General features: G+C 35.0%; 29 protein-coding genes and 2 riboswitches. Of the genes, 18 read left to right on the forward strand and 11 right to left on the reverse strand.

Annotated features, from left to right (window positions below):
* Positions 1-13: 13 nt before the first annotated feature.
* The 3 genes from AC1Q8N_RS11200 to AC1Q8N_RS11210 are packed head-to-tail and all read left to right on the forward strand — an operon-like array spanning position 14 to position 2,371.
* The gene (locus AC1Q8N_RS11200) at positions 14-1,150 is read left to right on the forward strand and encodes a serine hydrolase (RefSeq protein WP_000591954.1); all 1,137 of its coding nucleotides are present in this window, start codon (positions 14-16) and stop codon (positions 1,148-1,150) included.
* A 4-nt stretch (positions 1,151-1,154) separates the two neighbouring features.
* A complete protein-coding gene (locus tag AC1Q8N_RS11205) occupies positions 1,155-2,033 on the forward strand; it encodes an NAD(P)-dependent oxidoreductase (RefSeq protein WP_000440180.1) in 879 nt (292 codons plus the stop codon).
* Between the two features lie 5 nt (positions 2,034-2,038).
* Positions 2,039-2,371: a DUF3909 family protein gene (locus AC1Q8N_RS11210; RefSeq protein ID WP_064474902.1), complete on the forward strand. Its 333-nt coding sequence runs from the start codon at positions 2,039-2,041 to the stop codon at positions 2,369-2,371.
* A 42-nt stretch (positions 2,372-2,413) separates the two neighbouring features.
* On the opposite strand, the gene AC1Q8N_RS11215 is transcribed toward AC1Q8N_RS11210, so the two are convergent.
* From AC1Q8N_RS11215 to AC1Q8N_RS11240, 6 genes are all read right to left on the reverse strand, one after another.
* Positions 2,414-2,689 carry a hypothetical protein gene (locus AC1Q8N_RS11215; RefSeq protein WP_000054671.1) on the reverse strand — a complete coding sequence of 92 codons (276 nt, stop codon included), beginning with the start codon at positions 2,687-2,689 and terminating at the stop codon, positions 2,414-2,416.
* Between the two features lie 306 nt (positions 2,690-2,995).
* Positions 2,996-3,508, reverse strand: coding sequence for a 1,2-dihydroxy-3-keto-5-methylthiopentene dioxygenase (locus AC1Q8N_RS11220; protein WP_000057324.1), 513 nt, complete (start codon positions 3,506-3,508; stop codon positions 2,996-2,998).
* Positions 3,486-4,124 (reverse strand): methylthioribulose 1-phosphate dehydratase, encoded by a 639-nt coding sequence (locus tag AC1Q8N_RS11225; protein ID WP_000811328.1) that lies wholly within the window; start codon positions 4,122-4,124, stop codon positions 3,486-3,488. Before AC1Q8N_RS11225 ends, AC1Q8N_RS11220 begins: the two co-directional genes overlap by 23 nt.
* Positions 4,121-4,780: a 2-hydroxy-3-keto-5-methylthiopentenyl-1-phosphate phosphatase gene (locus AC1Q8N_RS11230; protein WP_098076555.1), complete on the reverse strand. Its 660-nt coding sequence runs from the start codon at positions 4,778-4,780 to the stop codon at positions 4,121-4,123. The genes AC1Q8N_RS11225 and AC1Q8N_RS11230 overlap by 4 nt, the downstream gene beginning before the upstream one ends.
* Positions 4,777-6,021 (reverse strand): 2,3-diketo-5-methylthiopentyl-1-phosphate enolase, encoded by a 1,245-nt coding sequence (gene mtnW, locus AC1Q8N_RS11235; RefSeq protein WP_098642289.1) that lies wholly within the window; start codon positions 6,019-6,021, stop codon positions 4,777-4,779. The genes AC1Q8N_RS11230 and mtnW overlap by 4 nt, the downstream gene beginning before the upstream one ends.
* A gap of 64 nt (positions 6,022-6,085) precedes the next feature.
* Positions 6,086-6,191: riboswitch (SAM riboswitch) on the reverse strand.
* A gap of 64 nt (positions 6,192-6,255) precedes the next feature.
* Positions 6,256-7,434 (reverse strand): pyridoxal phosphate-dependent aminotransferase, encoded by a 1,179-nt coding sequence (locus AC1Q8N_RS11240; protein WP_098076552.1) that lies wholly within the window; start codon positions 7,432-7,434, stop codon positions 6,256-6,258.
* Between the two features lie 14 nt (positions 7,435-7,448).
* Between AC1Q8N_RS11240 and AC1Q8N_RS11245 the strand changes: the two genes are divergently transcribed.
* The 4 genes from AC1Q8N_RS11245 (at position 7,449) to AC1Q8N_RS11260 (ending at position 11,212) form a co-directional block, all read left to right on the forward strand.
* The gene (locus AC1Q8N_RS11245; protein WP_141519955.1) at positions 7,449-8,312 is read left to right on the forward strand and encodes a carbon-nitrogen family hydrolase; all 864 of its coding nucleotides are present in this window, start codon (positions 7,449-7,451) and stop codon (positions 8,310-8,312) included.
* Positions 8,313-8,383: 71 nt separating this feature from the next.
* Positions 8,384-8,526, forward strand: a riboswitch (SAM riboswitch).
* Between the two features lie 90 nt (positions 8,527-8,616).
* On the forward strand, positions 8,617-9,798 hold the full coding sequence (gene mtnK / locus AC1Q8N_RS11250) for an S-methyl-5-thioribose kinase (RefSeq protein WP_098047890.1): 1,182 nt from the start codon (positions 8,617-8,619) through the stop codon (positions 9,796-9,798).
* On the forward strand, positions 9,795-10,856 hold the full coding sequence (gene mtnA, locus AC1Q8N_RS11255) for an S-methyl-5-thioribose-1-phosphate isomerase (protein ID WP_098047889.1): 1,062 nt from the start codon (positions 9,795-9,797) through the stop codon (positions 10,854-10,856). The genes mtnK and mtnA overlap by 4 nt, the downstream gene beginning before the upstream one ends.
* A 218-nt stretch (positions 10,857-11,074) precedes the next feature.
* Positions 11,075-11,212, forward strand: a complete 138-nt coding sequence (locus AC1Q8N_RS11260) for a YvrJ family protein (protein WP_000393342.1) — start codon at positions 11,075-11,077, stop codon at positions 11,210-11,212.
* Positions 11,213-11,306: 94 nt separating this feature from the next.
* Here AC1Q8N_RS11260 and AC1Q8N_RS11265 read toward each other — a convergent pair whose 3' ends face one another.
* Positions 11,307-12,083 carry a 3-hydroxybutyrate dehydrogenase gene (locus AC1Q8N_RS11265; RefSeq protein WP_048562412.1) on the reverse strand — a complete coding sequence of 259 codons (777 nt, stop codon included), beginning with the start codon at positions 12,081-12,083 and terminating at the stop codon, positions 11,307-11,309.
* Positions 12,084-12,278: 195 nt separating this feature from the next.
* On the opposite strand from AC1Q8N_RS11265, the gene AC1Q8N_RS11270 reads away from it, so the two are divergent.
* Genes AC1Q8N_RS11270 through AC1Q8N_RS11280 form a run of 3 tightly spaced genes read left to right on the forward strand, consistent with a single transcriptional unit; the run spans position 12,279 to position 14,153 of the window.
* Positions 12,279-12,611, forward strand: a complete 333-nt coding sequence (locus tag AC1Q8N_RS11270) for a PadR family transcriptional regulator (RefSeq protein WP_098076549.1) — start codon at positions 12,279-12,281, stop codon at positions 12,609-12,611.
* On the forward strand, positions 12,611-13,378 hold the full coding sequence (locus AC1Q8N_RS11275) for a DUF1129 domain-containing protein (protein WP_098630439.1): 768 nt from the start codon (positions 12,611-12,613) through the stop codon (positions 13,376-13,378). Before AC1Q8N_RS11270 ends, AC1Q8N_RS11275 begins: the two co-directional genes overlap by 1 nt.
* Positions 13,379-13,391: 13 nt before the next feature.
* Positions 13,392-14,153: a DUF1129 domain-containing protein gene (locus AC1Q8N_RS11280; protein WP_098076543.1), complete on the forward strand. Its 762-nt coding sequence runs from the start codon at positions 13,392-13,394 to the stop codon at positions 14,151-14,153.
* Positions 14,154-14,316: 163 nt separating this feature from the next.
* Here AC1Q8N_RS11280 and AC1Q8N_RS11285 read toward each other — a convergent pair whose 3' ends face one another.
* Entirely contained in the window at positions 14,317-14,934 is a 618-nt protein-coding gene (locus AC1Q8N_RS11285) for a DUF955 domain-containing protein (RefSeq protein WP_098642290.1), read from the reverse strand.
* 160 nt (positions 14,935-15,094) lie between these two features.
* Between AC1Q8N_RS11285 and AC1Q8N_RS11290 the strand changes: the two genes are divergently transcribed.
* The 3 genes from AC1Q8N_RS11290 (at position 15,095) to AC1Q8N_RS11300 (ending at position 17,262) form a co-directional block, all read left to right on the forward strand.
* The gene (locus AC1Q8N_RS11290; protein ID WP_000288329.1) at positions 15,095-15,388 is read left to right on the forward strand and encodes a DUF3928 family protein; all 294 of its coding nucleotides are present in this window, start codon (positions 15,095-15,097) and stop codon (positions 15,386-15,388) included.
* 109 nt (positions 15,389-15,497) lie between these two features.
* Positions 15,498-15,947 (forward strand): NUDIX hydrolase, encoded by a 450-nt coding sequence (locus AC1Q8N_RS11295; protein WP_064474914.1) that lies wholly within the window; start codon positions 15,498-15,500, stop codon positions 15,945-15,947.
* A 139-nt stretch (positions 15,948-16,086) separates the two neighbouring features.
* On the forward strand, positions 16,087-17,262 hold the full coding sequence (locus tag AC1Q8N_RS11300) for an acetyl-CoA C-acetyltransferase (RefSeq protein ID WP_000552069.1): 1,176 nt from the start codon (positions 16,087-16,089) through the stop codon (positions 17,260-17,262).
* Positions 17,263-17,293: 31 nt separating this feature from the next.
* Here the strand turns inward: AC1Q8N_RS11300 and AC1Q8N_RS11305 are convergent, their stop codons facing one another.
* A complete protein-coding gene (locus AC1Q8N_RS11305; RefSeq protein WP_000567977.1) occupies positions 17,294-18,046 on the reverse strand; it encodes an AAA family ATPase in 753 nt (250 codons plus the stop codon).
* A 10-nt stretch (positions 18,047-18,056) separates the two neighbouring features.
* On the reverse strand, positions 18,057-18,326 hold the full coding sequence (locus AC1Q8N_RS11310; RefSeq protein ID WP_098076540.1) for a hypothetical protein: 270 nt from the start codon (positions 18,324-18,326) through the stop codon (positions 18,057-18,059).
* A gap of 148 nt (positions 18,327-18,474) precedes the next feature.
* Here AC1Q8N_RS11310 and AC1Q8N_RS11315 point away from each other — a divergent pair, with 148 nt between their 5' ends.
* Both AC1Q8N_RS11315 and AC1Q8N_RS11320 read left to right on the forward strand, forming a co-directional pair.
* Positions 18,475-19,203, forward strand: a complete 729-nt coding sequence (locus AC1Q8N_RS11315; RefSeq protein ID WP_048546183.1) for a DUF4184 family protein — start codon at positions 18,475-18,477, stop codon at positions 19,201-19,203.
* 36 nt (positions 19,204-19,239) lie between these two features.
* Entirely contained in the window at positions 19,240-20,004 is a 765-nt protein-coding gene (locus tag AC1Q8N_RS11320; protein WP_048546181.1) for a CREC-EF hand family protein, read from the forward strand.
* A gap of 46 nt (positions 20,005-20,050) precedes the next feature.
* On the opposite strand, the gene AC1Q8N_RS11325 is transcribed toward AC1Q8N_RS11320, so the two are convergent.
* The gene (locus tag AC1Q8N_RS11325; RefSeq protein WP_000758773.1) at positions 20,051-20,482 is read right to left on the reverse strand and encodes a DUF3997 domain-containing protein; all 432 of its coding nucleotides are present in this window, start codon (positions 20,480-20,482) and stop codon (positions 20,051-20,053) included.
* A 131-nt stretch (positions 20,483-20,613) separates the two neighbouring features.
* Between AC1Q8N_RS11325 and AC1Q8N_RS11330 the strand changes: the two genes are divergently transcribed.
* From AC1Q8N_RS11330 to AC1Q8N_RS11340, 3 genes are all read left to right on the forward strand, one after another.
* Positions 20,614-21,069: an RDD family protein gene (locus tag AC1Q8N_RS11330; protein WP_000769076.1), complete on the forward strand. Its 456-nt coding sequence runs from the start codon at positions 20,614-20,616 to the stop codon at positions 21,067-21,069.
* A gap of 181 nt (positions 21,070-21,250) precedes the next feature.
* Positions 21,251-21,349: a hypothetical protein gene (locus AC1Q8N_RS11335; RefSeq protein ID WP_000145657.1), complete on the forward strand. Its 99-nt coding sequence runs from the start codon at positions 21,251-21,253 to the stop codon at positions 21,347-21,349.
* A 64-nt stretch (positions 21,350-21,413) separates the two neighbouring features.
* Entirely contained in the window at positions 21,414-21,923 is a 510-nt protein-coding gene (locus AC1Q8N_RS11340) for an SDR family NAD(P)-dependent oxidoreductase (protein WP_000218424.1), read from the forward strand.
* Positions 21,924-21,979: the final 56 nt, after the last annotated feature.

Raw genomic sequence — 21,979 nt, forward strand, 5'->3', positions numbered from 1 at the left:
ATGGAGGAACAACATGATAAAAAAAATAATGACGATGGCTTCGCTGTCTGCTGTAGTTTGTGGTGGAGTATACTATTTTCTCTATAATCCCAATATAAAGGAAAGCACTGTATTAACAACTAAGGTGAATCCTACTATTGAATCAGAAGTACAAGAGAATATAGAAGAAAAAGAAGAACAACAAATTGATTATGCTAGTATATCTCAAAAGTTAGATCAATATTTAATAGGAAAGCAATTTAATGGAACAGTTTTAGTAACAGATAAAGAGCATGTTATATTGAATAAAGGATATGGATATGCTGATGTTCAAAATAAGATAGAAAATACGCCTCAAACAAAATATCGTGTCGGTTCTATTACGAAAACAGTCGTGGCCACATCTATTTTACAGCTGCAGGAACAAGGGAAGTTAAATATTCAAGATAATGTAAATAAATATATTCCCTCTTTTCCGGTAGATAAAAATATCACCTTATATCATTTGTTAACACACACATCAGGTTTACCAGAAAGCGGAAAAGGGAAAGTGAATGCAGCTTCTCGTATAAATTTAGTAAATTGGATTGGAAGTCAAAAGTTAGAATTTCCACCAGGCGCAGGTTGGAGATATACAGATTATAATTATATGGTGCTTGCCTATATTATAGAAAGCATATCAAAAAAACCTTTAGGAGATTACATAAAAGAAAATATATTTACTAAAGCAGAAATGCATGAATCTGGTATGGGAAATATGGCTCAGGGAGATCAGCATTTTACTAAAGGATATGTAAAGAAAGAGAATGTACTTGAACCTGCACAAAAATTGTTAATGGAGTGGTTATACGGATGCGGTGAGATGTATACGACAGTTGGCGATATGAAGAAGTTAGACGAAGCGATTATAAATGGGAAACTTCTTTCTGAACAAAGTAGACAAGCGATGTTTTCACCTTCAACAGAACGAAAATATGCATATAGTTTTTACATATATCCGGATTATTTTCATAATCATGGTGTACTATCTGGTTGGAACACTTTCAATAATTTTAATAAAGAAAAAGGCACTTTTGTTATATTATTTTCAAATGTGAAAAATAGTATAGATGATGATTTTAATAATGAGTTTCGAAAGATGGTAAGTGATTTATTAGAACAAAGGGGATGAGAAAATGGAACGTAAAAATGTATCAATAGGTTTCATCGGTATTGGTGTAATGGGAAAAAGTATGGTGCGTCATTTAATGCAAGACGGCTATCAAGTATATGTATATAATAGAACGAAAATGAAGACAGACTCTTTAGTGCAAGATGGTGCGAATTGGTGTGATACACCGAAAGAGTTAGTGAAGCAAGTTGATGTTGTAATGACTATGGTTGGATATCCACATGATGTAGAAGAAGTGTACTTTGGGATAGATGGGATTTTGGAGAATGCAAATGAAGGTACGATAGCAATTGATTTCACGACATCTACACCAACATTGGCAAAACGTATTAATGAAACCGGTAAAAGTAGGAATGTATATACGTTAGATGCGCCTGTATCTGGAGGAGACGTTGGTGCGAAAGAAGCAAGGCTCGCAATTATGGTCGGTGGTGAAAAAGAAATATATGAAAAATGTTTACCGTTATTTGAAAAACTAGGAACAAACATTCAGTTGCAAGGACCAGCTGGAAGTGGACAACATACAAAAATGTGCAATCAAATTGCGATTGCTTCTAACATGATTGGAGTATGTGAAGCTGTTGCTTATGCAAAAAAAGCTGGACTAGATCCGGATAAAGTATTAGAAAGTATTTCAACGGGAGCAGCAGGTAGTTGGTCATTGAGTAACTTAGCTCCTCGAATGTTAAAGGGAGATTTTGAACCAGGGTTTTATGTAAAGCACTTTATGAAAGATATGAAGATAGCTTTAGATGAGGCTGAAAAATTACAATTACCAGTACCAGGTTTAAGTTTGGCGAAGGAATTGTATGAAGAGTTAATAAAAGATGGGGAAGAGAATAGCGGAACACAAGTGTTATACAAAAAATACATAAAGGGGTAAATGAGATGGATCTTCAAAAATTTGATGAGATGATTGATACTGTACAACGAGCAATTTGTATACAAATTAATGAGAAACAAAAAGAAGCTTTTAAACAAAAGTATGATTTTGAGCCGGAATTCGAATATGGAAGAGATGAGAAGGGGCATTATGTTATTCGAACTTCAAAAAAGATGTTAGAAGAAATGGATTTTTATTTGGCATTGAAATATGATCGAGATGGAGTTGACCTTTATATGCAAGCAGAGATTGACGGTATATGTCACGTATCTGTTAGCTATAGTGAAGACGTCTTGCACCTACAAGAATTGTTTCAATTTCTAGAAGAAAATAAATAAAAGTCCTCATTTGAGGACTTTTATTTATTTTTAATTTTATAATTATAAGCTAGAAGCCCGGCGGCATCGTTCGATTGGGAATGGAATAACTTGCGCGATGTGATTAGGACCGAATTGCTTTGCACGAGCATGGCGTACTATATAAAATGCACACAGAATTGAAACAGGAATAGCACCGAATAAGCCGAAAAATAAAGCGCTTACACAAGATGCGACAAAACCTAAAACACCAACTTCCAACTCTTCCATAATAGCTCCTAGAATAACAGGAAGTGCTCCACACGTAACCCCTAGTATAAGTGCGATAAGTAAACTCATGATTATCCCCCTCTGTTTGCGATATTCTTTTCCTTTTTATTTAATTGTAGTATATCATATACAAAACAGAATTTTCAGAAAAAATTCAAAAAAAGTTCAATAAATGTTCAAAAAGTGTTAAAAAATTCGCTTAAAACATAGAAGGGGAGATTGTTTTGGAATAGACGGAATCATATGCTTGAGAAAATAAAAAATCAGGCTTATTTCATTTTTGGAAATAAGCCTGTTCCATAGGAGGATGTATATATGTAGAGTGAATAAAAGGTTGGAAAAGGGGATCCAAGTCCTTTTATTCAACTAACTACCTTAATAAATTGGAACCCAGCCTTCAGTTGTAACAAAAATACGAATAGCTACAACTTGACGATCATCTTGCAAGGTAAAATAATGTCTTGCATTTTCAGGAACAGATATGAGATCGCCTGGCTCAAGTTCAACGTCAAAGAATTTCCCATCTTTTCCTTCAATAGCAAAGATGCCATGACCACTAACAATAAAGCGAACTTCATCATCAGTATGATGGTGTTCTTTTTGGAAATTAATTAATAATTCGTCAAGGTTAGGTGTGCTATTTGAAAGTGAAATTACATCATGTGCTTTATAACCTCGGCGCGCTGAAACATCAGCGATTTCTTTTGAAAACACAGCTAATATTTCAGCCTTGTTTTCATCTGTTAACGAATAATTTTCATTTAAATAAGTAGGAAGTTTAGAGATGTTCCATTTCTCATATAAAACGCCTTCCTCTTGTAGAAATTTAGATACTTCCACTTCATTTTCGATGCGAGTATTTACTTCATGAATACGAATTTGCGCCATTAGAAACGCCTCCTTGAATTGATAATAGTTTTATATGAAATTGGAATAAAAACTCATAAGCTTCTAATCTTTTCTTTGCATCAAAGCTATCTCGGCCCCATACGGTAATACCATGGTTACGGATCAATACTGCTCCCGAATCTCCTTGTATGTGCTTTCGGAAGTTTTCTCCAAGCGTTGGGATATGGGCATGGTTTTCGATAATAGGAATGTGAATTGTTGCACCTTCTTCCCAAATATCGAGAGCTTTAATAATTTCTTGATTTTGAAGGGTGACTGCATCACTATATAAATTTGTGATGACATTATTATCAGTTGTATGAACATGAAGTACGCACCCAGCATTCGTATTGTTATAAATATGTGTATGCAATATTGTTTCTGCTGAAGGGCGTAATTCAGTCTCTAATACGGGAACCCCTAGATGATCTACTAATAGAAAATCATCTGGAGTAGTTTTTGTTTTATCTTTACCACTTGCTGTAATAAGAAAAGTAAGTGGCTCATGACTAACCTTTATAGAAATATTACCACTCGTTGCTGGAAACCAATTTCGTGTTGTTAATTCTTTTTTTATCTCGCTTAAGTCATACCATTGACGAAAAAGTTGTTTCATGATTTCACCTCCAACAAATGTTTTAATTGGGTTTGAACATCGTGAAATGTTTCAAACGGTGTATAAGCAATATAATTCTCTTCACACTTTGTAATAAGGAAGTCACGAGCAAATACTTTATCTGCTTGTTTCGCAGCTTGTAAATCAGTAATTGAATCTCCAATCACAATATGGAAGTCATTCGTATCACTTAATTTACGGATTAAAGATGATTTGCATAATCCGCAATGATTTTGACAATGATGATCACAAGGATGAGGCCACTTAACTGTAATGAATTCATTTGAAAAGTCTGTTTCATTACAGTAAATTTGCTCTTTTGGAATGATTCCTTGTAAGAGTGGATAGACGAAGAAATCCATTCCACCTGATATAACGTAAAAAGAAATGTTATTTTCATTTACAAATTGTATAAATTCATGAAAACCACTACGGATTTCAGCAGTTTCTATTAAAAATTGAATCATATCATCGTGTAGGCTAGTAGGTATTAATTGAAATAATTGAGAAACACCTTCTTGAACAGACAGCTCTTGTGATAAAATTCTATTCTTTACTTCTTCGGCTTCTGGTGGTGCGAATTTTTCCATAATGGACATAATGTTATCATTATTTGTAATCGTGCCATCGAAATCACAAAATACTTGAATACTCATAATTTCACCCCATGAGAGGGATTTCCCCATATTTGTAGTGCACTATGCAAATTTATGTCATCTACTTCATGGAGTGGTGTATTTTGCAAAGTAGCATCAATTGCAGTACGGAAAGCTTTACCGCCCCCTTGCGCTCCACTCGGATGTCCATGTATCCCGCCGCCAGCATTAATAACAACATCTTTACCGAAATCTCGTAGAATAAAGGGAACGAAACCAGGGTGAATACCAGCAGACGGAACAGAAAAACTCTTCTTGAAAAATGCATCGTCTTCAGTTAAATATTTTGAGATAGCAAGAGCCTCCTCTTTTTCTAGTGCAACACTTCCGTATGGAGATGGGAATAATGAAAAGTCAGCACCAGCATAACGTAGTAGCTTTCCTAGTAATAATGGAGAGGAAACTCCATATAACTTGGATGCTGAATAAGCACCACTTACAGCAGGGTGTGCCATAATAGGAACTGGGATTTCATCATCTTCTGCAAGTGATTGTAGTACATCTAGTCCGTAAGCAAATACATTAAATAATAGAATATCTGCCCCAGCTTGCACTGCGCGTTTCGCATTTTCTTTTAAATCAAAAGTTCGTCCTGTTAAATTTACGGCATATAACGTTTTATGTCCGTATGTTTCATATACTGAGTCTAAAACTTCTTTTCCAGATACAATGCGTTTCGTAAGTGGTGTTAATGTATTCTCAAATAATATTTCATCATCTTTTACTATATCTACACCACCAATTGCTTGATCGCGTAATTGCGTTTTTAAATACCCAATATTTCGTCCGATCATTCCTTTAAAAATGCTCATTAAAAGGGGACGCTCATGCACTTGTAAAAGATTTCGAATGCCATCTATCCCGAATTTCGGACCAGGGAAATACCGTTTTAACTCGTCTGAAAATGTTAAGTCGATTAATTTCACTTCGCCATCAAGTGATAGCTTTCCGAATGTAGTTGTTAAAATTGCTGGTAAGTCTGGACTGAAGTTTAATAACGGATATTCGATTTTAATAATCCCACGTTTAACTTTTTTACGTAAATACGAATTGGTATGTTCTTGTTCAGCTAATTCCTCAACATGAATGACGTTGCCTTTATGCTGTTTTAATTGTTCTTGCAATAAGTGTGGCAAATGAGTCCAAGAGCCAATTGTTAAACCGAGTGCAATTTGCTCAGCTTTTTTTTCTAAGTTATGTGAATCATCATGGATTAAATACGTCGCTATAATTCCGCTCATTGTTAAAACCTCCTAGTTAAATAAAAAAACCTCTCAGCTAAGGAGAGGTTTTTTTACAACCAGCTCCTTATCTGTCAGCGTAATGCTGCGAGAATTAGCACCGTGTCTACAATTGTAGATCGGTTGCCGGGTTTCGTCGGGCTCGTCCCTCCACCTGCTCTTGATAAGAAGTATTTAGAAATGTTTAAATTTTTAAGATAACTGAATTTTGTCAGATATTTTTCATGTTGTCAATTACTTTTTGAAAAAATTTAATTTATCAATTCGATTAATGGCTTCTCGTAATCTATCTTCTGTATGCAAGAGACCAACACGGACATACCCTTCGCCATGCTCACCAAATCCAACACCAGGAGCAACTGCAACGTGTGCTTTTTCTAGTAAAATATCAGAAAATTGCTCAGATGTATATCCTTTCGGAACAGGAAGCCATGCAAAGAATGAGCCTGTTGGAATGTCTACATTCCAACCAATTGAGTGACAAGCTGAAACAAGAGCGTTTCTTCGAGATTCGTAACTATTTACAAGGTCTATTACGCAAGACTGTGAACTTAATAGTGCTTCGCGGGCAGCATCTTGAACTGCACCAAAAATACTAACATACATATGATCTTGTAATAAGTTAATTGTCTCAATCACACTTTCATTCCCCACAGCAAAAGCGATGCGCCATCCAGCCATATTGAAAGTTTTCGATAGAGTGTAAATTTCAATACCTGTATCTTTAGCACCGTCTGCTTGCAAGAAACTAACAGGTTTTTGACCATCGAATCCAATCGCACCGTAAGCAAAATCATGAATGACTAATATATTATGTTTATTAGCAAAATGAATCGTTTCATCAAAGAAATCTTTTGATGCAGTAGCACCGGTAGGATTATTTGGATAGTTTAAAAACATTAACTTTGCACGCTTAGCGGTAGTGGCATCAATTTTTGTATAATCTGGTAAAAAATTATTTTCTGCAATAAGCGGCATTGTTTCAAATTGTGCTTTTGCTAAAGCAACTCCTGATAAATAATCTGGATAGCCTGGATCTGGAACGAGAATAGTATCACCAGGGTTTGTAAAACAAAGTGGTAATTCTACTAATCCAGCTTTTCCACCAAACAAAATAGCAACTTCTGTTTTTGGATTTACTACTACATCATATTCGCGTTGATAGAATGTTGCCACGGCTTCTTTTAAACTTTCGTGTCCGCGAAATGGCGGATATTTATGATGAATGGTCTTTTCAGCAGCATCTTGTAAAGCTTTTACGATATGCTGCGGTGTTGGTTGATCTGGATTACCTTGACCTAGATTAATAACATCGTGACCAGCTGCAACGACTTTGTTAACTTTTGCAACAAGTGAAGCAAAAAATTGTGTAGGCAATGATGTTACTATCTTAGAAGGTTGAAATAATTTCATACTTTCCACCTCTTTTGAAAGTTGTTACAATTCTAGTGACAAATGATATAATCTTTCCAGTATTTTGTAAAGAAAAAATTAAGAATGGGGCTGACAAAATGAAAGTCGCATGTATTCAAATGGATATTGCCTTTGGAGATGTAGAAAAGAATATTGAGAATGCTAAAAATAAAATAAGCGAAGCGATGAAGGAAAGACCAGATGTGATTGTCTTACCAGAACTATGGACAACGGGATATGATTTAACGAGGCTTATTGAAATTGCAGATAGGGATGGATTGCAAACGAAAGAAGAGCTGAAAGAATGGTCGAAGCAATATGGTGTACATATTGTCGGTGGGTCTATAGCGAAGCAAACAGAACAAGGTGTTACAAATACAATGTATGTGGTAAACAAGGAAGGAGAACTAGTCAATGAATATAGTAAAGTGCACTTATTTCAGCTTATGGATGAACATAAATATTTAATTGCTGGAAATAGTACAGGTGAATTTAAGTTAGATGATGTAGAGTGCGCCGGCACAATTTGTTATGATATTCGTTTTCCAGAGTGGATGCGCGTCCATACTGCGAAAGGTGCAAAAGTTTTATTTGTTGTAGCAGAATGGCCATTGGTTCGTTTAGCGCATTGGCGTTTGTTATTGCAAGCAAGAGCAGTTGAAAATCAGTGTTATGTTGTTGCATGTAATAGGGCAGGTAAGGATCCGAATAATGAGTTTGCCGGTCATTCTTTAATTGTCGATCCTTGGGGCGAAGTTGTTGTAGAAGCGAATGAAGAAGAATCAATTTTATTTGGAGAGCTTCATTTTGAGAAAATTAAAGAAGTACGCAAAGGAATTCCAGTTTTTGCAGATCGTCGTCCAGAATTATACAAATAAAATGTTGACAAGTGATTTTTATTATTGGTATAGTCTTCAACATAAAGTTAAAAATTCAAAAAATTATACAACTCTTATCAAGAGCAGGTGGAGGGATTTGGCCCGATGAAGCCCAGCAACCGACCGTAATACCATTGTGAAATGGGGCGTTTATTTACGCCAAAAGGCACGGTGCTAATTCCAGCAGAAAGTAAACCTTTCTGGCAGATAAGAGGGGAGAAGATAAACTTCAAACCTCTTTCTTTGTGGAAAGAGGTTTTTCTACGTCAGAAAAACCTCTGAATTAAAAAAGGGGGAGAAGACGATGGGATATTATTCATTAACTGAAACGACAGCTATACAATATGCGAAAGAACACGGTTATTTTGAAAGGAAAGCAAATGTAGTTTGTCATGAAATTGGAGATGGAAATTTAAATTACGTGTTCAAATTAGATGATGGAGAGAAGTCTATTATAATAAAACAAGCACTGCCATATGCAAAAGTAGTTGGTGAGAGCTGGCCACTGTCTATAAAAAGAGCGACGATTGAAAGTAAAGCATTACAAATTTTTGCGAAGTATGTGCCGGAATATGTGCCGGTAGTGTACAGTCATGATGAAGAGTTAGCAGTAACAGTCATAGAAGATCTATCAAGGCTAACAATTGCAAGAAAAGGATTAATAGATGGAGAGGAGTACCCGCTTTTATCCCAACATATTGGTCGCTTTCTAGCACATGTGTTGTTTTATACTTCAGATTTCGGTTTACAATCAGAAGAGAAAAGGGTACTAGAAGGTGCATTTGTAAACCCAGATCTTAGTAAAATCACGGAAGATTTAGTGTTTACAGATCCGTTTAGTCATTATGATACGAATGATTATGAACCAGAGTTACAACTAGCGGTGGATGAACTGTGGAGTGACAAAAATTTAAAATTAAAAGTAGCACAGTATAAATATAAGTTCTTAACAAGAAAAGAAGCGCTTATTCATGGTGATTTACATACTGGTAGTATTTTTTCATCACCTGCTGAAACGAAAGTAATTGATCCAGAATTTGCAACATATGGTCCATTTGGATTTGATCTTGGCCAATTTATTGCAAATTTATTATTAAATGCGTTATCACGTGAAGAGGAAAAAAGAAGTGTGCTATTTTTCCATATTGAGAAAACATGGAGTTATTTTGTAGAAGCTTTTACGAAGTTATGGATTGGAGAAGGTGTAGAAGCATATACGAAAGAGAAACAATGGTTGCCAATTATTTTGCAAAATATTTTTACGGATGCCGTTGGATTTGCCGGATGTGAGCTTATCCGTAGAACAATTGGCTTAGCGCATGTAGCTGATTTAGATGGAATAGCAAATAAAGAAACGAGAATTCAAGCTAAGAAACAAGCGTTATCCTTAGGTAAAGAACTAATAAAATATGAATCTAAGAGTGCTGATATTCAACTGTTCCGAACATTATTTCAACAGACAGTTTCTGGAGGAATAAAAGCATGAGTACAATTGTTACTGTTCCGAGATCTGTCAGTTGGAAAGGTGATGCCATTGCAGTATTAAATCAAACAAAGTTGCCGCATAGTACAGAATACAAAACATTAACGACGATTGAAGAGGTATGGAAAAGTATTGTCATGCTAGAAGTACGAGGAGCACCTGCAATTGGAATTGTAGCTGCATTTGGCTTGGCACTTGCATCAAAAAAATATAATACTGTACATATGGAAGAATTTCAAAAGAAGTTTAATAGAGATTGTAATTATTTAGGAACGTCACGCCCAACAGCAGTCAATTTATTTTGGGCAATCGATCGTATGAGAGAATCAATTCGAGAAATTACTACAATAAAAGAAGCACAAAAAAAATTAGAAGAAGAAGCGCTTCTCATTCAGCAAGAAGATGAAGCAGTATGCCGGAGTATTGGAGAACATGCATTAACATGTTTTAAAGATGGTGATCACATTTTAACAATTTGTAACGCTGGAAGCATTGCAACTGCTAGATATGGTACTGCATTAGCACCGTTTTATATTGGGAAAGAAAAAGGTGTACGTTTACATGCGTATGCGTGTGAAACGAGACCGGTTTTACAAGGCGGGCGTTTAACGACCTGGGAATTAAAACAGGCAAATATTGATGTAACACTTATTACCGATAATACGGCAGCTCATGCTATTCAAACGAAAGAAATAAACGCGATTATTGTAGGAGCAGACCGAATTGTCGCAAATGGAGATACAGCAAATAAAATCGGAACAATGAATTTAGCTATATTAGCAAATTATTTCGATATTCCATTTTACGTTGCAGCTCCGTTATCTACGTTTGATATTACGAAACAAACAGGTACAGAAATTGTTATTGAAGAAAGAGATGAAACCGAAGTTACGAAAATTTTTGGAAAACAAGTGGCGCCAATTGGAACTGATGTTTATAATCCTGCATTTGACGTAACACCGAATGAATTAATTACAGGTATTATTACTGAAAAAGGCATCATACACGGAGATTATAAACGGGAAATTGCATCGTTATTTGAAAGACAAGCTAATACATAATAGCTTGTTTTTTTATCCCGCATTAACGGGCGGTAAGACCCCCACCTCAAAATTCAGCGGAAGCAAAGAAGTTAGGTGGGGGTCAACTGCCCGTAAAAGCCCGATTGGTTCAACTAATAATCAGTGGGGGATGAAGAAAACCCCCACTGATTAAAGTTTCACTTTATGCCTAAATGTTTTCTTTTCCCTTATTTATATAATGGAAGGAGGCGGAAAAGATGGAAGAGTGGATCAGGATGATAGGTAATGTAGGGTTTCCGATTGTTGTAACATTATATTTACTCCATCGTATTGAAAGTAAATTAGATGGGGTAATTGTTGCAATCGAGAAACTCCCTAAACAATTACTAAAGTAGGAAGGTCCTCGCGATAGAAAGTAAAATAAAGTTTGCTCTTCGTGAGCAAACTTTATTTTTTACCCCGCATTAATGGGAAGTAAAAGCCTTCACTTTATTGAGCAGTATAACCACCATCGATAACAACGGCTTGTCCAGTTATACCTCTTGCTTTTTCACTCGCTAAAAACATAGCATAATCAGCGATTTCTTGTACTTGCAATAAGCGTTTTTGTGGTACAAGTGGATAAATAACATCTTCTAAAACATTTTCAAGTGGTACATTTCGTGTAGTAGCTAAATCTTGTAGTTGATTACGTACAAGAGGGGTATCGACATAACCAGGACAAAGCGCATTAACGGTAATTCCGTGAGTAGCGCCTTCTAAAGCGGCAACTTTTGTTAATCCGATTACGCCATGCTTCGCGCTATTGTAGGCGGATTTTCCCGCAAATCCAACGAGGCCATTAATGGAGGCTACATTAATAATTCGGCCATACTTTTGTTTTTTCATGATTGGGAAGGCATGCTTAATTGCGATAAAAGGAGCGATTTGCATAATTTTAATAAGCAGTTCGAACTTTTCGGTTGGAAAATCTTCAATTGGTGAAACGTGCTGCATTCCTGCGTTGTTAATTAATATATGTAATGAACCGAAATGCGTAACGGTTTGAGAAATTGCAGCGGTAATTTCTTCTTCAGATGTAACATCACATTTTAAACCGATAGCTTGATAGCCTTCTTTTTGTAATTGTTCAGCAGCTTCTTTTGCACGTTCTTCAAGACGATCGGTAATAACAACTTTTGCACCTTCTTTTGCAAAAGCGTTTCCCATTTCATAACCAATGCCACTTGCAGCGCCTGTTAAAAAAACAACTCGATTTGTAACCATGATGAAAAACATCCCTTCGTCATAAAGTTCTCATATTGCTCTATTTAGAGAGTGGATAATGAAAATCCTGCAAAGATTTGGAAAAATATTGTTAGCTATCTTGTTTTGCAAAATAGTCTCTGCTATACTATTTTGTAAAGCAAGATACTTACGCTTATCTATCTTGTAAAACAAGATAGTGGGAGGATTTGAATTATGTCGACAAGTCAAATGCTGAAAGGGATTTTAGAAGGATGCTTACTTGCTATTATTTCTGAAGGTGAAATATACGGTTATGAAATGAGTGAAAAGCTAGCGAAGTATGGCTTTACAATGGCGAGTGAGGGAAGTATTTATCCGTTATTAATACGAATGCAAAAGGAAGGATTAATAACAAGTGTAATGAAGGAATCTCCATCTGGCCCAAAGCGAAAATATTATACATTAACAGAAAAAGGCGAGGAAGCACTTAATGAATTTATGAATCGCTGGGAAGCGATGCAAAGTAGTGTAGAGCGTCTACTTGAAGGGAAGGGGAGAAAAAAATAATGATATCCAGTGAAGCACGAAAGTTTTTATTAGATATGAGATTATTTTTAGTGGCAAAGGGTGTGAAAGAAAGCGATATTGAAAATTTTATAGAAGATGCAGAACTCCATTTAATTGAGGGTGAGAGTGATGGGAAAAGTGTAGAAGATATTTTCGGAAGCTCACCGAAAGAATATGCAAATGAACTTGTAAAAGTAATGGAAAAGGATAGACAGGAAACGTGGAAGCAAATTGGTTTTACAGTAATGAATATCGTATCGTTTTGGATTATTGCTTCTATCCTAATAGTGAATAACGGATTATTACAGATGTCGCTTATTCAGTGCGTTGGGTATAGTTTGTCATTGATTTTAGTTGTTATAGGTCCTAATTTTTTACTTCGCAAAATGACCTTCGTAACAAGCTTTACAAAAACGTGGTTTTCTATGTGGTTTTTAGTTATGGTAGCGCCAATGTTTTTAATGGGGGCTGTTACGATATTAGATGTAATCTATCCTACCAAAACGTTTACATTCACCCAAACGCAAAGTTATATATTAGCTGGAGCTATTTTTATGATCACAGTTGCGATAAATATATATTTTGAAGGATGGTTTAAAAACTTATATTTAATTATTCCACTTTCGATTATGTTACTGTTTAAAACATTTACATCAGAAGATCTCGTGCAAATGTTATTTCAAATTATATGTTTATACGGAAGTTTGTTTATTTTAATTTTCCTTGAAATTATGATGAAGACGAATAGAAGAGAAGTGGTTAAATAAGGGAGGGGTTATCATGCAGATTTCTAAAGAAGGAGAAAAGTTTTTAATCGATACGAAAGTGTATTTAATAACAAAAGGAATGAAAGAAGAAGATGTGGACGCTTTTCTAGAAGATGCAGAACTTCATTTAATAGAAGGCGAGAAAGAGGGAAAGACGGTAACGGATATATTCGGTGATTCACCAAAAGAGTATGCGGAAGAATTGGCGAAAGAGATGGAGAAGGATAAAGGTGGGAGTATAAAGAGTATTCTTGCGATGATAATTGGTATTGGTGGGTATTGGATATTAACTCATATTTTATTTAATAATCCAAATCAGCAATTTACACTAACGAATATACAGTTAATTGGCTATCCTATCGTCTTAATCATTACGATTATTGGAACCATTGTTGCGTTTAGAATGTCTTCTTTTAAAAATAAATTTGTAGAGTTCGGGATTATTTACATAATAGTAATGGTTCCCATTTTATTATTAGTATTATTGATGTTTGTTGATAAATGGTACGGTACACCTATTTTGCAATTATCGACAATGCAAACATATATATTAGCAGCAAGTATCTTTTTATTACTTTTCGTTGGAGAAGTGTATGTCCTTGGTTGGATGGGTGTTTTGGTGCTAATTGTTCCTTTAGCGATTATGTTTATATTTAAAGGATTAGAAGAAAAAAATGTATTTTGGGGAATTGCAAAGATATTACTTATGTATGGAAGTATATATGGGTTAATGAGATGGTCTTTAAAAATTGAAGAGAGAAAAAGTGTAAACTAGTATTTCAAAAAAAGCGGCTGCTCTGGATATACAATAAATTATTTCCAAAGAAATACTATATTTTGATTTTAAGAGAGATTACGCTTAGATGTATAGTGTATCCTTTGGCAGCCGAGAATTGGTTTGTGGATTAAATAAGTTGTTTTAAACAGTAACATGACAGTTACTGTTTTTTTCTTTGTAATAAAGAGCTTTGTAAAGAGAGCTCTTTTTGTTCGTTTGTTAATAAGGAATGAATATGGACGTTTTCAGGACGAGGTACGATAGGGTACATAAGATTTGTTGGAGAAGGATGGTGCTCCGAGCCAGTTAGGGAATGAGGATCTGCGTGAGTAAGTTTTCCGTGAATACGTCTTGTAAATAAAATATGACCGACTTCGTGAGCGAGCGTGTATATATTTTTCATGGGGGCAGCCGAGTTTGTTAAAACGATATAACCAGTAAGTTGCTGTTGTTTTGCTAAAGAGTAAGCGCAGGCAATTACGGCTGTTTCTTTGAAATAATCACTGCCAATATAACAAATGTAAAGGTCGCATTCAGGAGCTTCATTTACACACGTTTGGAAAAAGGATGCTAATTTTTCCTGACTTTGAATAGAATTTTTATAACTAATTTCACGGTCAGAAAAACGAAAAAGTTCATTTAAAATAATTACGTCTTTAATTTGAAATGTAATGGGGTGCCAAATTGATTCTGCAACTGCTAAATCTTTTGCGATACGGTCATCAGAAATATTGGCGCCTGGAGTAATGCAAATACATATATTGACGTATGGATCCATAAGGAACACCTCAACTGAAAAAATTCTTCCTATAATATATGTTGGGAAAAGACCCTATGTATGGATAAACGCCTTGTTTATTACAAGTCGAAAAAATTTCATAGTTCTATAACGTAGTGTGATCATCTTTTTGATATAGTAAAGGAAAGGGGGAGAATATATGTATACATTAAAAATCGTTTCAGACAGAGAAGCTCTTTATCAATTTGCAAGTTATGTAAGAGTTGTGCAAGGGGTGGAAGATGTATATGTAGAGGTGGGAGAACCTTTATATGAACATCCATTAATGAAGTTTTATGTACATATTAAGCTGGGGGAAACATATGAGCAACATAAAGCGTTACAAGAAATAGCAAGGTTAGTAGAATTAGGGCGTTTTACATACGTTCATTATCGTAATGATGAAATTGAAGAAGCTTTTGAAGCTGTAAAATATGAAAGTTTTAAGAAATAAAAATGAAAAAAAGGAAGCGAAAGCTTCCTTTTTTTCTTGGAAATTACATCAACAAAAGGAGAAAAATTTTGTTATGATAAGGGAGGGTGAGGAAAGGAGAATTTACATAATGGGGTATATTGAAGAGTTACGCAAAGTTGTTGGGACAAGACCACTTATTCTCGTTGGATCAGCAATAATTATACTAAATGATAATCAAGAAGTATTGCTTCAATATCGTTCAGATACATATGATTGGGGTGTACCTGGCGGCGCGATGGAACTAGGAGAAACGACGGAAGAAACTGCTCGCCGAGAATTATTAGAGGAGACGGGATTAACTGCAAAAATAATGCAATTTCTAGGTGTCTTATCAGGAAAGGAAGTATATTTCCGTTATCCTAATGGGGATGAAATTTTTAATGTTATTCATCTGTATCAGGGGCATCATGTGAGTGGAGAATTAAGGCTTGATCATGAGGGATTGAAGCTTCAATATTTTCCGGTAGATAAGTTACCAAAATTGAATGAAACGACAGAGAAAATTTTACAAAAATTTTTATATGCATTAACAGAATAGAAGGTTAATTCCTTCTATTTTTATTATATTAAATATTTTGATTTTTTAGTATGTTTATAGTATGATAGATGTAGACATACATCTTATGGAATTTCACCTAAAAACTGACTAGGGTACATAAGAGAGGGGCAAGTGCAAAATGCATAATGTTGTTATTACAGCTGCAGTTCGTTCGCCAATTGGAACTTTTGGAGGAGCGCTAAAAAATGTAACGCCAGTAGAATTAGCGGTTCCTGTACTTCAGGAAGCTGTAAAACGAGGCGGGGTAGAACCACACGAAGTTGATGAAGTAATTTTAGGTCATTGTATTCAAAGAACTGATGAAGCAAATACTGCAAGAACAGCTGCATTAGCGGCAGGATTTCCTGACACAGTTACGGGTTATACAATCCAACGCCAATGTTCTTCAGGTATGCAAGCAATTATGTCAGCTGCAATGCAAATTCAATTAGGTGTAAGTGATGTTGTTATTGCAGGTGGAGTAGAAGCAATGAGTTCAAGCCCTTATGCATTAAAACAGCACCGCTGGGGACAACGTCTACAGCACGGAGAAATTCGTGATACGGTGTGGGAAGTACTAGAAGATCCGATTCACCATATTATGATGGGTGAAACGGCTGAAAATTTAGTTGACCAATATGAAATTACAAGAGAGGAACAAGATGAAGTTGCGCTTCGTAGTCATACATTGGCACTACAAGCAATCGAGTCTGGATATTTTGACGAGCAAATTGTTCCTATTACGATAAAAGAACGTAGAAAAGAAATAGTATTTTCGAAGGATGAACATCCACGTGCAGATATTACAGCGGAAAAATTAGCAGGATTAAAACCAGCTTTCCGTAAAGATGGATCTGTAACGGCAGGGAATGCATCTGGCCTTAATGATGGAAGTGCGGTTCTAGTATTAATGAGCGAAGAAAAAGCGAAAGAAAAAGGCTTACAACCGTTAGCTAGAATTGTTGGATATTCAGTAGCTGGAGTAGATCCGAAAATTATGGGTATTGGACCAGCACCAGCAATTCGTAAAGGGTTAGAAAAAGTAGATTGGTCATTAGAAGATGCTGATTTACTGGAAATTAATGAAGCTTTCGCGGCTCAATATCTAGCTGTAGAGAAAGAATTAGGTTTAGACCGTGAAAAAGTGAATGTAAACGGTAGCGGTGTAGGACTTGGACATCCAATCGGTTGTACAGGAGCTCGTATTACTGTAAGTTTAATTCATGAATTGAAGAGACGCGGTTTAGAAAAAGGAATTGCTTCTCTATGCGTCGGTGGCGGTATTGGGGTAGCATTATTTATAGAAGCACTATAAAAAAGAAGCAGCAATCGCTGCTTCTTTTTTATTAAGAATCAAATAAATGATGAAATAATCGATCACGATTTTCAAAGAAAAGTTTTGTCGTTTGGTAATGCTCGGTTTCTTCTAATGTGGATTCATGAATCCCTTCTTGTGTTAAAGAATATATAGTGGATTCAGGATAAGCCATTAAAATAGGAGAGTGCGTCGCGATAACAAATTGTGAACCTTGTTCCGCTAGTTCGTGCATTCGAATAAGCATGGAAAGTTGCCTCATTGGTGATAGAGCGGCCTCAGGCTCATCTAAAATGTATAAACCTTGTCCTGAAAAACGGTTCATAAATAAGGAAAAGAATGATTCGCCGTGTGATTGTTTGTGTAGTGAGATACCACCATATGAGTCAATAACTGGATTCCCGCGTGCTTCTAGATCAGCATCCATCTCATCAATATAAGAAGCAACGTTATAAAATGATTCAGCACGAAGAAAGAAACCGTCGTTTGGTGTATTGAAACTTTTAGAAATTCGAAGGTATTCATGTAAAGATGAATGTGAATCGTTTGTGCTAAAGCGGAAATTCTTCGTTCCACCTTCTGCATTAAATCCTAAAGCGATTGCAATTGCTTCGAGTAATGTTGATTTTCCCGTTCCGTTTTCTCCAATAATGAATGTTACATTTGGATGGAAGGCAAGTGATTGTAAAGTTCGGATAGCGGGTAGACAGTAAGGATATGCGGAAAAACTAGGGATATTTTCTTTTTTTAATGTGACATTTTTTAAAAAGGGTACGTCAATCAATATATAAACCTCAATTCATAACGGATTTTGATTCTAAAAAAGCAGCAAATACAAGGGTAAGACAGCTTGCAAATAGTATTGTATATTGAAGTGCGCGAAAGCCAAGACCTTCCCAGCCTAAAGTCATTCTCTTCCATATGAAAATAAAAAGAACGCTTATAAAACCAACGAGAGCAGGCATATATTTTATAATTTTTAAGTGCTTCCACAGAAAAAAGCCGATGTATGTAAGTACAAAGAAGATAAGCAGAATGAGAAAAAAGGCAAGTGTTAATGACACGTGAACCTCTCCTTATTTTCTGAATATTTTATGTGGATTATAACATGTAAACTATCATATTCCAATGTGAAAATAAATATTGCATCAAGATCAATTCTCTCGTTATGATAGATGGTATTCTATTGAAGATATGAAAAGGAGTTAAAACATGCCGTTTACATTTGCGCATCCAGCAGCAGTTCTTCCTTTTGTGAAAAAGCGTTCTCAATATATTTCAGTAACGGCTCTTATATTAGGCAGTATGGCGCCTGATTTTGAATATTTTTTACACTTTAGACCATATGGTGTTATTGGGCATACATGGCTTGGATTCTTATATTTAAATTTACCACTTGTATTTCTGTTAGCATATATGTATCATTACATTTTAAAAAAGCCGTTTATAACACATTTACCTAAACCATTTGCTGGCTATTTTGCATATGCAGTAGATGAGAGGTGGGGGCTTCATACATGGAAGGATTTCTTTGTATTTTGCTATTCTGCTTTATTTGGTATGCTCACGCATGTCGTTTGGGATGCATTTACTCATAATACAGGCTATTTTGTTACGAAGATACCATTGTTACAAAGAGGATTACATAGTATCCCGGTGTATAAATATATGCAACACGGGAGTACATGTGTTGGTTTCTTATTACTATTATACGTACTATGGAAGTATAAAGATGAAACAGGGAAAGATATTATGATAGCTTCAGAAAAAAGGAAGTATTGGGTTTCGGCAATCATTTTCGCAGCTCTAGTATTTATCGTTCACGCATTCGTAGATCCCTATTTTCATATTTTCCAAATAGGGGGTATAATAGTATCTGGACTGACAAGTTCCTTTTGTGGAATTCTCATTGTTTCTATAGTCTACAAAGCAAAGGACTAATTTATATTAATGAATGATAGTGTTAGGAGAAATTATATGATGAAAGCATGGAAAAATATTTTTGTTTTATGTAGTTTTCTTCTTATGTTAAGTGGTTGCTTCCATCAAGAAGAAAAGAAAGTTGAACCGAAGAAGAAAGAATCTATTCCTGAAACAAAAGAATATGGTGGGCGTGAGCTGAAAAAAGTAGGACAAAAAGTGAAAGAAACAGGGTGGGGTACTTTTAAGTTAGAACAGATTCAATCTGTAAATCAAACATTTGAAGTAGCACCAATGAAAATTCACATACAAGATGTAAAAGTAATCTCTTTATCGCAGATGAGTAAAGATGCAAAAAATGCATTAAAAGTATTTACGGCATTAACTCCTGAAGAAGTAAAGCGTAGATTAGGAGATAAAGTAAGTCAAGAAGATGCGGAGTTATATGCATCGATAAGTGGTACAGAGATTAGTGATACGATTCGTTACGTTGAAATTACATATAAGGTGGAAAATAGCGGGAATAAAAATATGCAATTTTTCTCTATGAATGATGTTACGATTAATGATAAGCAACATTTTAAAGTAGCAACTCAAAACTTTTTATATGATGAAGATACGCTCGTTGGTACAAAAAATGTATCAAGGGAAGACTATAAGCCTGGTGAAACAAGAGATGGTATTATCGGCTTAATACTTGATGATGGAAAAGAAAAGGTAAAGGATATTAAGTTTACAACAGATAATGTAGTCGCAGCAGATACAGAAACGCAAGATGTTGTAAAAGAGGCACAAACTTTTAATATCTCACTTTCTGAGTAGGGGATTTTTAAAAACATAAAAGAAAAAACAGTCAGCATTAAAAATATTATGCTGACTGTTTTTTCTTTTCTTTTATGTATGAATCTACATTTTGAAAAGGTACCTTAATTTTAAATGCATCTTTTTGTTCATTAAATTGCTTTTCATTATAAGGACCAAAACGTTTATTATGCTTTACGTCAATAATCCAATAATGCTCACTTTTTTTATTTGCAATTGCTCCGTCAGGGTTATTCGGATCTGACTTTTCCTCAATTTGTTTTGCAATAATGTATTTATCATCCCAAGCTATGTCTGTAATTTTTGCAGGAATGTATTGTGTGGCATATACAGCATCTTGCGATGGGAAAAGTTCAAATGCATTTCCAGAAGTACGTATGAGTTCGTATTCATCGTTAATCGTATAAGTTATATGATTTGTATTTCCAGCACAACCGGCTAATAGGAATGCGACGAATAGGATTATCCATTTTTTCAATATGGGAACCTCCTTTACAATGCTGTTGTAACACATTGTACAAGAAAAGTAAGAGAAACGCTAGTTTACAATGTTTTTTAGAAGTGGTACGATGAGACGGGTAAAGAAGGATATGAAGGAGTCGACATAAAATGAAGTTAAAGATGCATCGTCCAGCGCTTGTAATGAATCGCATAGGTGCTTCCCTAATTGACATGTTTTTAATCTCGGTTATGTATGGTGCAGTAGTAGCTATTATGACCGGAAATTATAGTGCTATTTTTAATCGCTTTAATATTAGTTTTGGTGATTATAGATATGATCTCGCAGTAGTTTTTATATTAATGGCGATATATTTTATTTTGGTACCCTTTATTTGGAACGGTGTTACACTTGGTAAAAAGGTAACGAGAATAAAATTAATTTCATTAAAGAGTGAAAAGTTAACATTACAAACATTAATTATAAGATTTTTTGTATTGTTATTACCGAACATATTGCTACTTGGAATTCCGATATTATGTAACGTATATATGATGTTATTCCGCAAAGATAATTGTGGTTTTCAAGATTTAATTACAAAAACAAAAGTGATAAGTCTTGTATAATAAAACAGAGACCTTTTTATACATAAAATAAGAAGGTCTTTTTTAATTATATAAATATATTTTAAAGGATATATAATAAGAAAAAGTTAATCCATATCATTTTTGATTTCAATAGATTGAAAATTAAGAAAATGTTATAATGATTAAAATAATATCTTTATATAATAAGGGGGAAATTGAAATGACTGGGGGTAGCGTAATCTTTTGGGGGATTTTAATTTTCATCGGTTTAGTTTTCGACCAGCGTAATAGTAAGAAAAAAGAAGGAGTAAAAAAGTAATCGCTTACAAATTAATAAGCAACTTTTCTTGCTTGCAGACTAATCTCATAAAGGAGTATACTGAATGACGGTAAGACTTATAGAAGGGGTAATGAAAATGAAGCTTGCAGGAAAAGTTGCTATCGTAACTGGCGGTGGCATCGGTATTGGACGTAATACAGCTCTTTTGTTGGCTAAACAAGGCGCAAAAGTAATTGTGACGGACATTGATCAAGAAAGTGGACAAGCAACAGTGGAGGAAATTACGAATCTAGGCGGAGAAGCACTTTTTGTATCCTATGATATGGGAAAGCAAGGAGATTGGCAACGCGTTATCAGTATTACTTTGAATGCATTTAGTCGCATTGATATGCTTTTTCAAAATGCTGGTTTATATAAAATAGATTCTATTTTTTCTCGCCAACAAGAGAACGATTCCAATGTACTTTGTATTAATGACGTTTGGATAGAGATAAAACAATTAACGTCATCTTTTATGAAACAGCAAGAAGAAGTGGTGCTGAGTGACTTACCGATTTTCGGTATTATTGGCACGAAAGGACAATCATTTCATACAGTAGAAGCCCTGGTATAATAATGAAAACCGCCCTCAAAGTATGTGGACGGTTTTTTTGTATGTTATGTAGAGGA

This window comes from Bacillus sp. GW823-FHT06B01 (assembly GCF_058952315.1).

Bases quoted from the DNA above. Each gene is read 5' to 3' on its own strand.
- AC1Q8N_RS11300 (WP_000552069.1), top strand. From the start codon at position 16,087: ATGCATAATGTTGTTATTACAGCTGCAGTTCGTTCGCCAATTGGAACT.
- mtnA (WP_098047889.1), top strand. From the start codon at position 9,795: ATGAGTACAATTGTTACTGTTCCGAGATCTGTCAGTTGGAAAGGTGAT.
- AC1Q8N_RS11320 (WP_048546181.1), top strand. From the start codon at position 19,240: ATGATGAAAGCATGGAAAAATATTTTTGTTTTATGTAGTTTTCTTCTT.
- AC1Q8N_RS11225 (WP_000811328.1), bottom strand. From the start codon at position 4,124: ATGAAACAACTTTTTCGTCAATGGTATGACTTAAGCGAGATAAAAAAA.
- AC1Q8N_RS11205 (WP_000440180.1), top strand. From the start codon at position 1,155: ATGGAACGTAAAAATGTATCAATAGGTTTCATCGGTATTGGTGTAATG.
- AC1Q8N_RS11265 (WP_048562412.1), bottom strand. From the start codon at position 12,083: ATGGTTACAAATCGAGTTGTTTTTTTAACAGGCGCTGCAAGTGGCATT.
- AC1Q8N_RS11210 (WP_064474902.1), top strand. From the start codon at position 2,039: ATGGATCTTCAAAAATTTGATGAGATGATTGATACTGTACAACGAGCA.
- AC1Q8N_RS11215 (WP_000054671.1), bottom strand. From the start codon at position 2,689: ATGAGTTTACTTATCGCACTTATACTAGGGGTTACGTGTGGAGCACTT.
- AC1Q8N_RS11280 (WP_098076543.1), top strand. From the start codon at position 13,392: ATGCAGATTTCTAAAGAAGGAGAAAAGTTTTTAATCGATACGAAAGTG.
- AC1Q8N_RS11285 (WP_098642290.1), bottom strand. From the start codon at position 14,934: ATGGATCCATACGTCAATATATGTATTTGCATTACTCCAGGCGCCAAT.
- AC1Q8N_RS11330 (WP_000769076.1), top strand. From the start codon at position 20,614: ATGAAGTTAAAGATGCATCGTCCAGCGCTTGTAATGAATCGCATAGGT.
- AC1Q8N_RS11295 (WP_064474914.1), top strand. From the start codon at position 15,498: ATGGGGTATATTGAAGAGTTACGCAAAGTTGTTGGGACAAGACCACTT.
- AC1Q8N_RS11240 (WP_098076552.1), bottom strand. From the start codon at position 7,434: ATGAAATTATTTCAACCTTCTAAGATAGTAACATCATTGCCTACACAA.
- AC1Q8N_RS11335 (WP_000145657.1), top strand. From the start codon at position 21,251: ATGACTGGGGGTAGCGTAATCTTTTGGGGGATTTTAATTTTCATCGGT.
- mtnK (WP_098047890.1), top strand. From the start codon at position 8,617: ATGGGATATTATTCATTAACTGAAACGACAGCTATACAATATGCGAAA.
- AC1Q8N_RS11200 (WP_000591954.1), top strand. From the start codon at position 14: ATGATAAAAAAAATAATGACGATGGCTTCGCTGTCTGCTGTAGTTTGT.
- AC1Q8N_RS11340 (WP_000218424.1), top strand. From the start codon at position 21,414: ATGACGGTAAGACTTATAGAAGGGGTAATGAAAATGAAGCTTGCAGGA.
- AC1Q8N_RS11260 (WP_000393342.1), top strand. From the start codon at position 11,075: ATGGAAGAGTGGATCAGGATGATAGGTAATGTAGGGTTTCCGATTGTT.
- AC1Q8N_RS11270 (WP_098076549.1), top strand. From the start codon at position 12,279: ATGTCGACAAGTCAAATGCTGAAAGGGATTTTAGAAGGATGCTTACTT.
- AC1Q8N_RS11220 (WP_000057324.1), bottom strand. From the start codon at position 3,508: ATGGCGCAAATTCGTATTCATGAAGTAAATACTCGCATCGAAAATGAA.
- mtnW (WP_098642289.1), bottom strand. From the start codon at position 6,021: ATGAGCGGAATTATAGCGACGTATTTAATCCATGATGATTCACATAAC.
- AC1Q8N_RS11290 (WP_000288329.1), top strand. From the start codon at position 15,095: ATGTATACATTAAAAATCGTTTCAGACAGAGAAGCTCTTTATCAATTT.
- AC1Q8N_RS11275 (WP_098630439.1), top strand. From the start codon at position 12,611: ATGATATCCAGTGAAGCACGAAAGTTTTTATTAGATATGAGATTATTT.
- AC1Q8N_RS11315 (WP_048546183.1), top strand. From the start codon at position 18,475: ATGCCGTTTACATTTGCGCATCCAGCAGCAGTTCTTCCTTTTGTGAAA.
- AC1Q8N_RS11230 (WP_098076555.1), bottom strand. From the start codon at position 4,780: ATGAGTATTCAAGTATTTTGTGATTTCGATGGCACGATTACAAATAAT.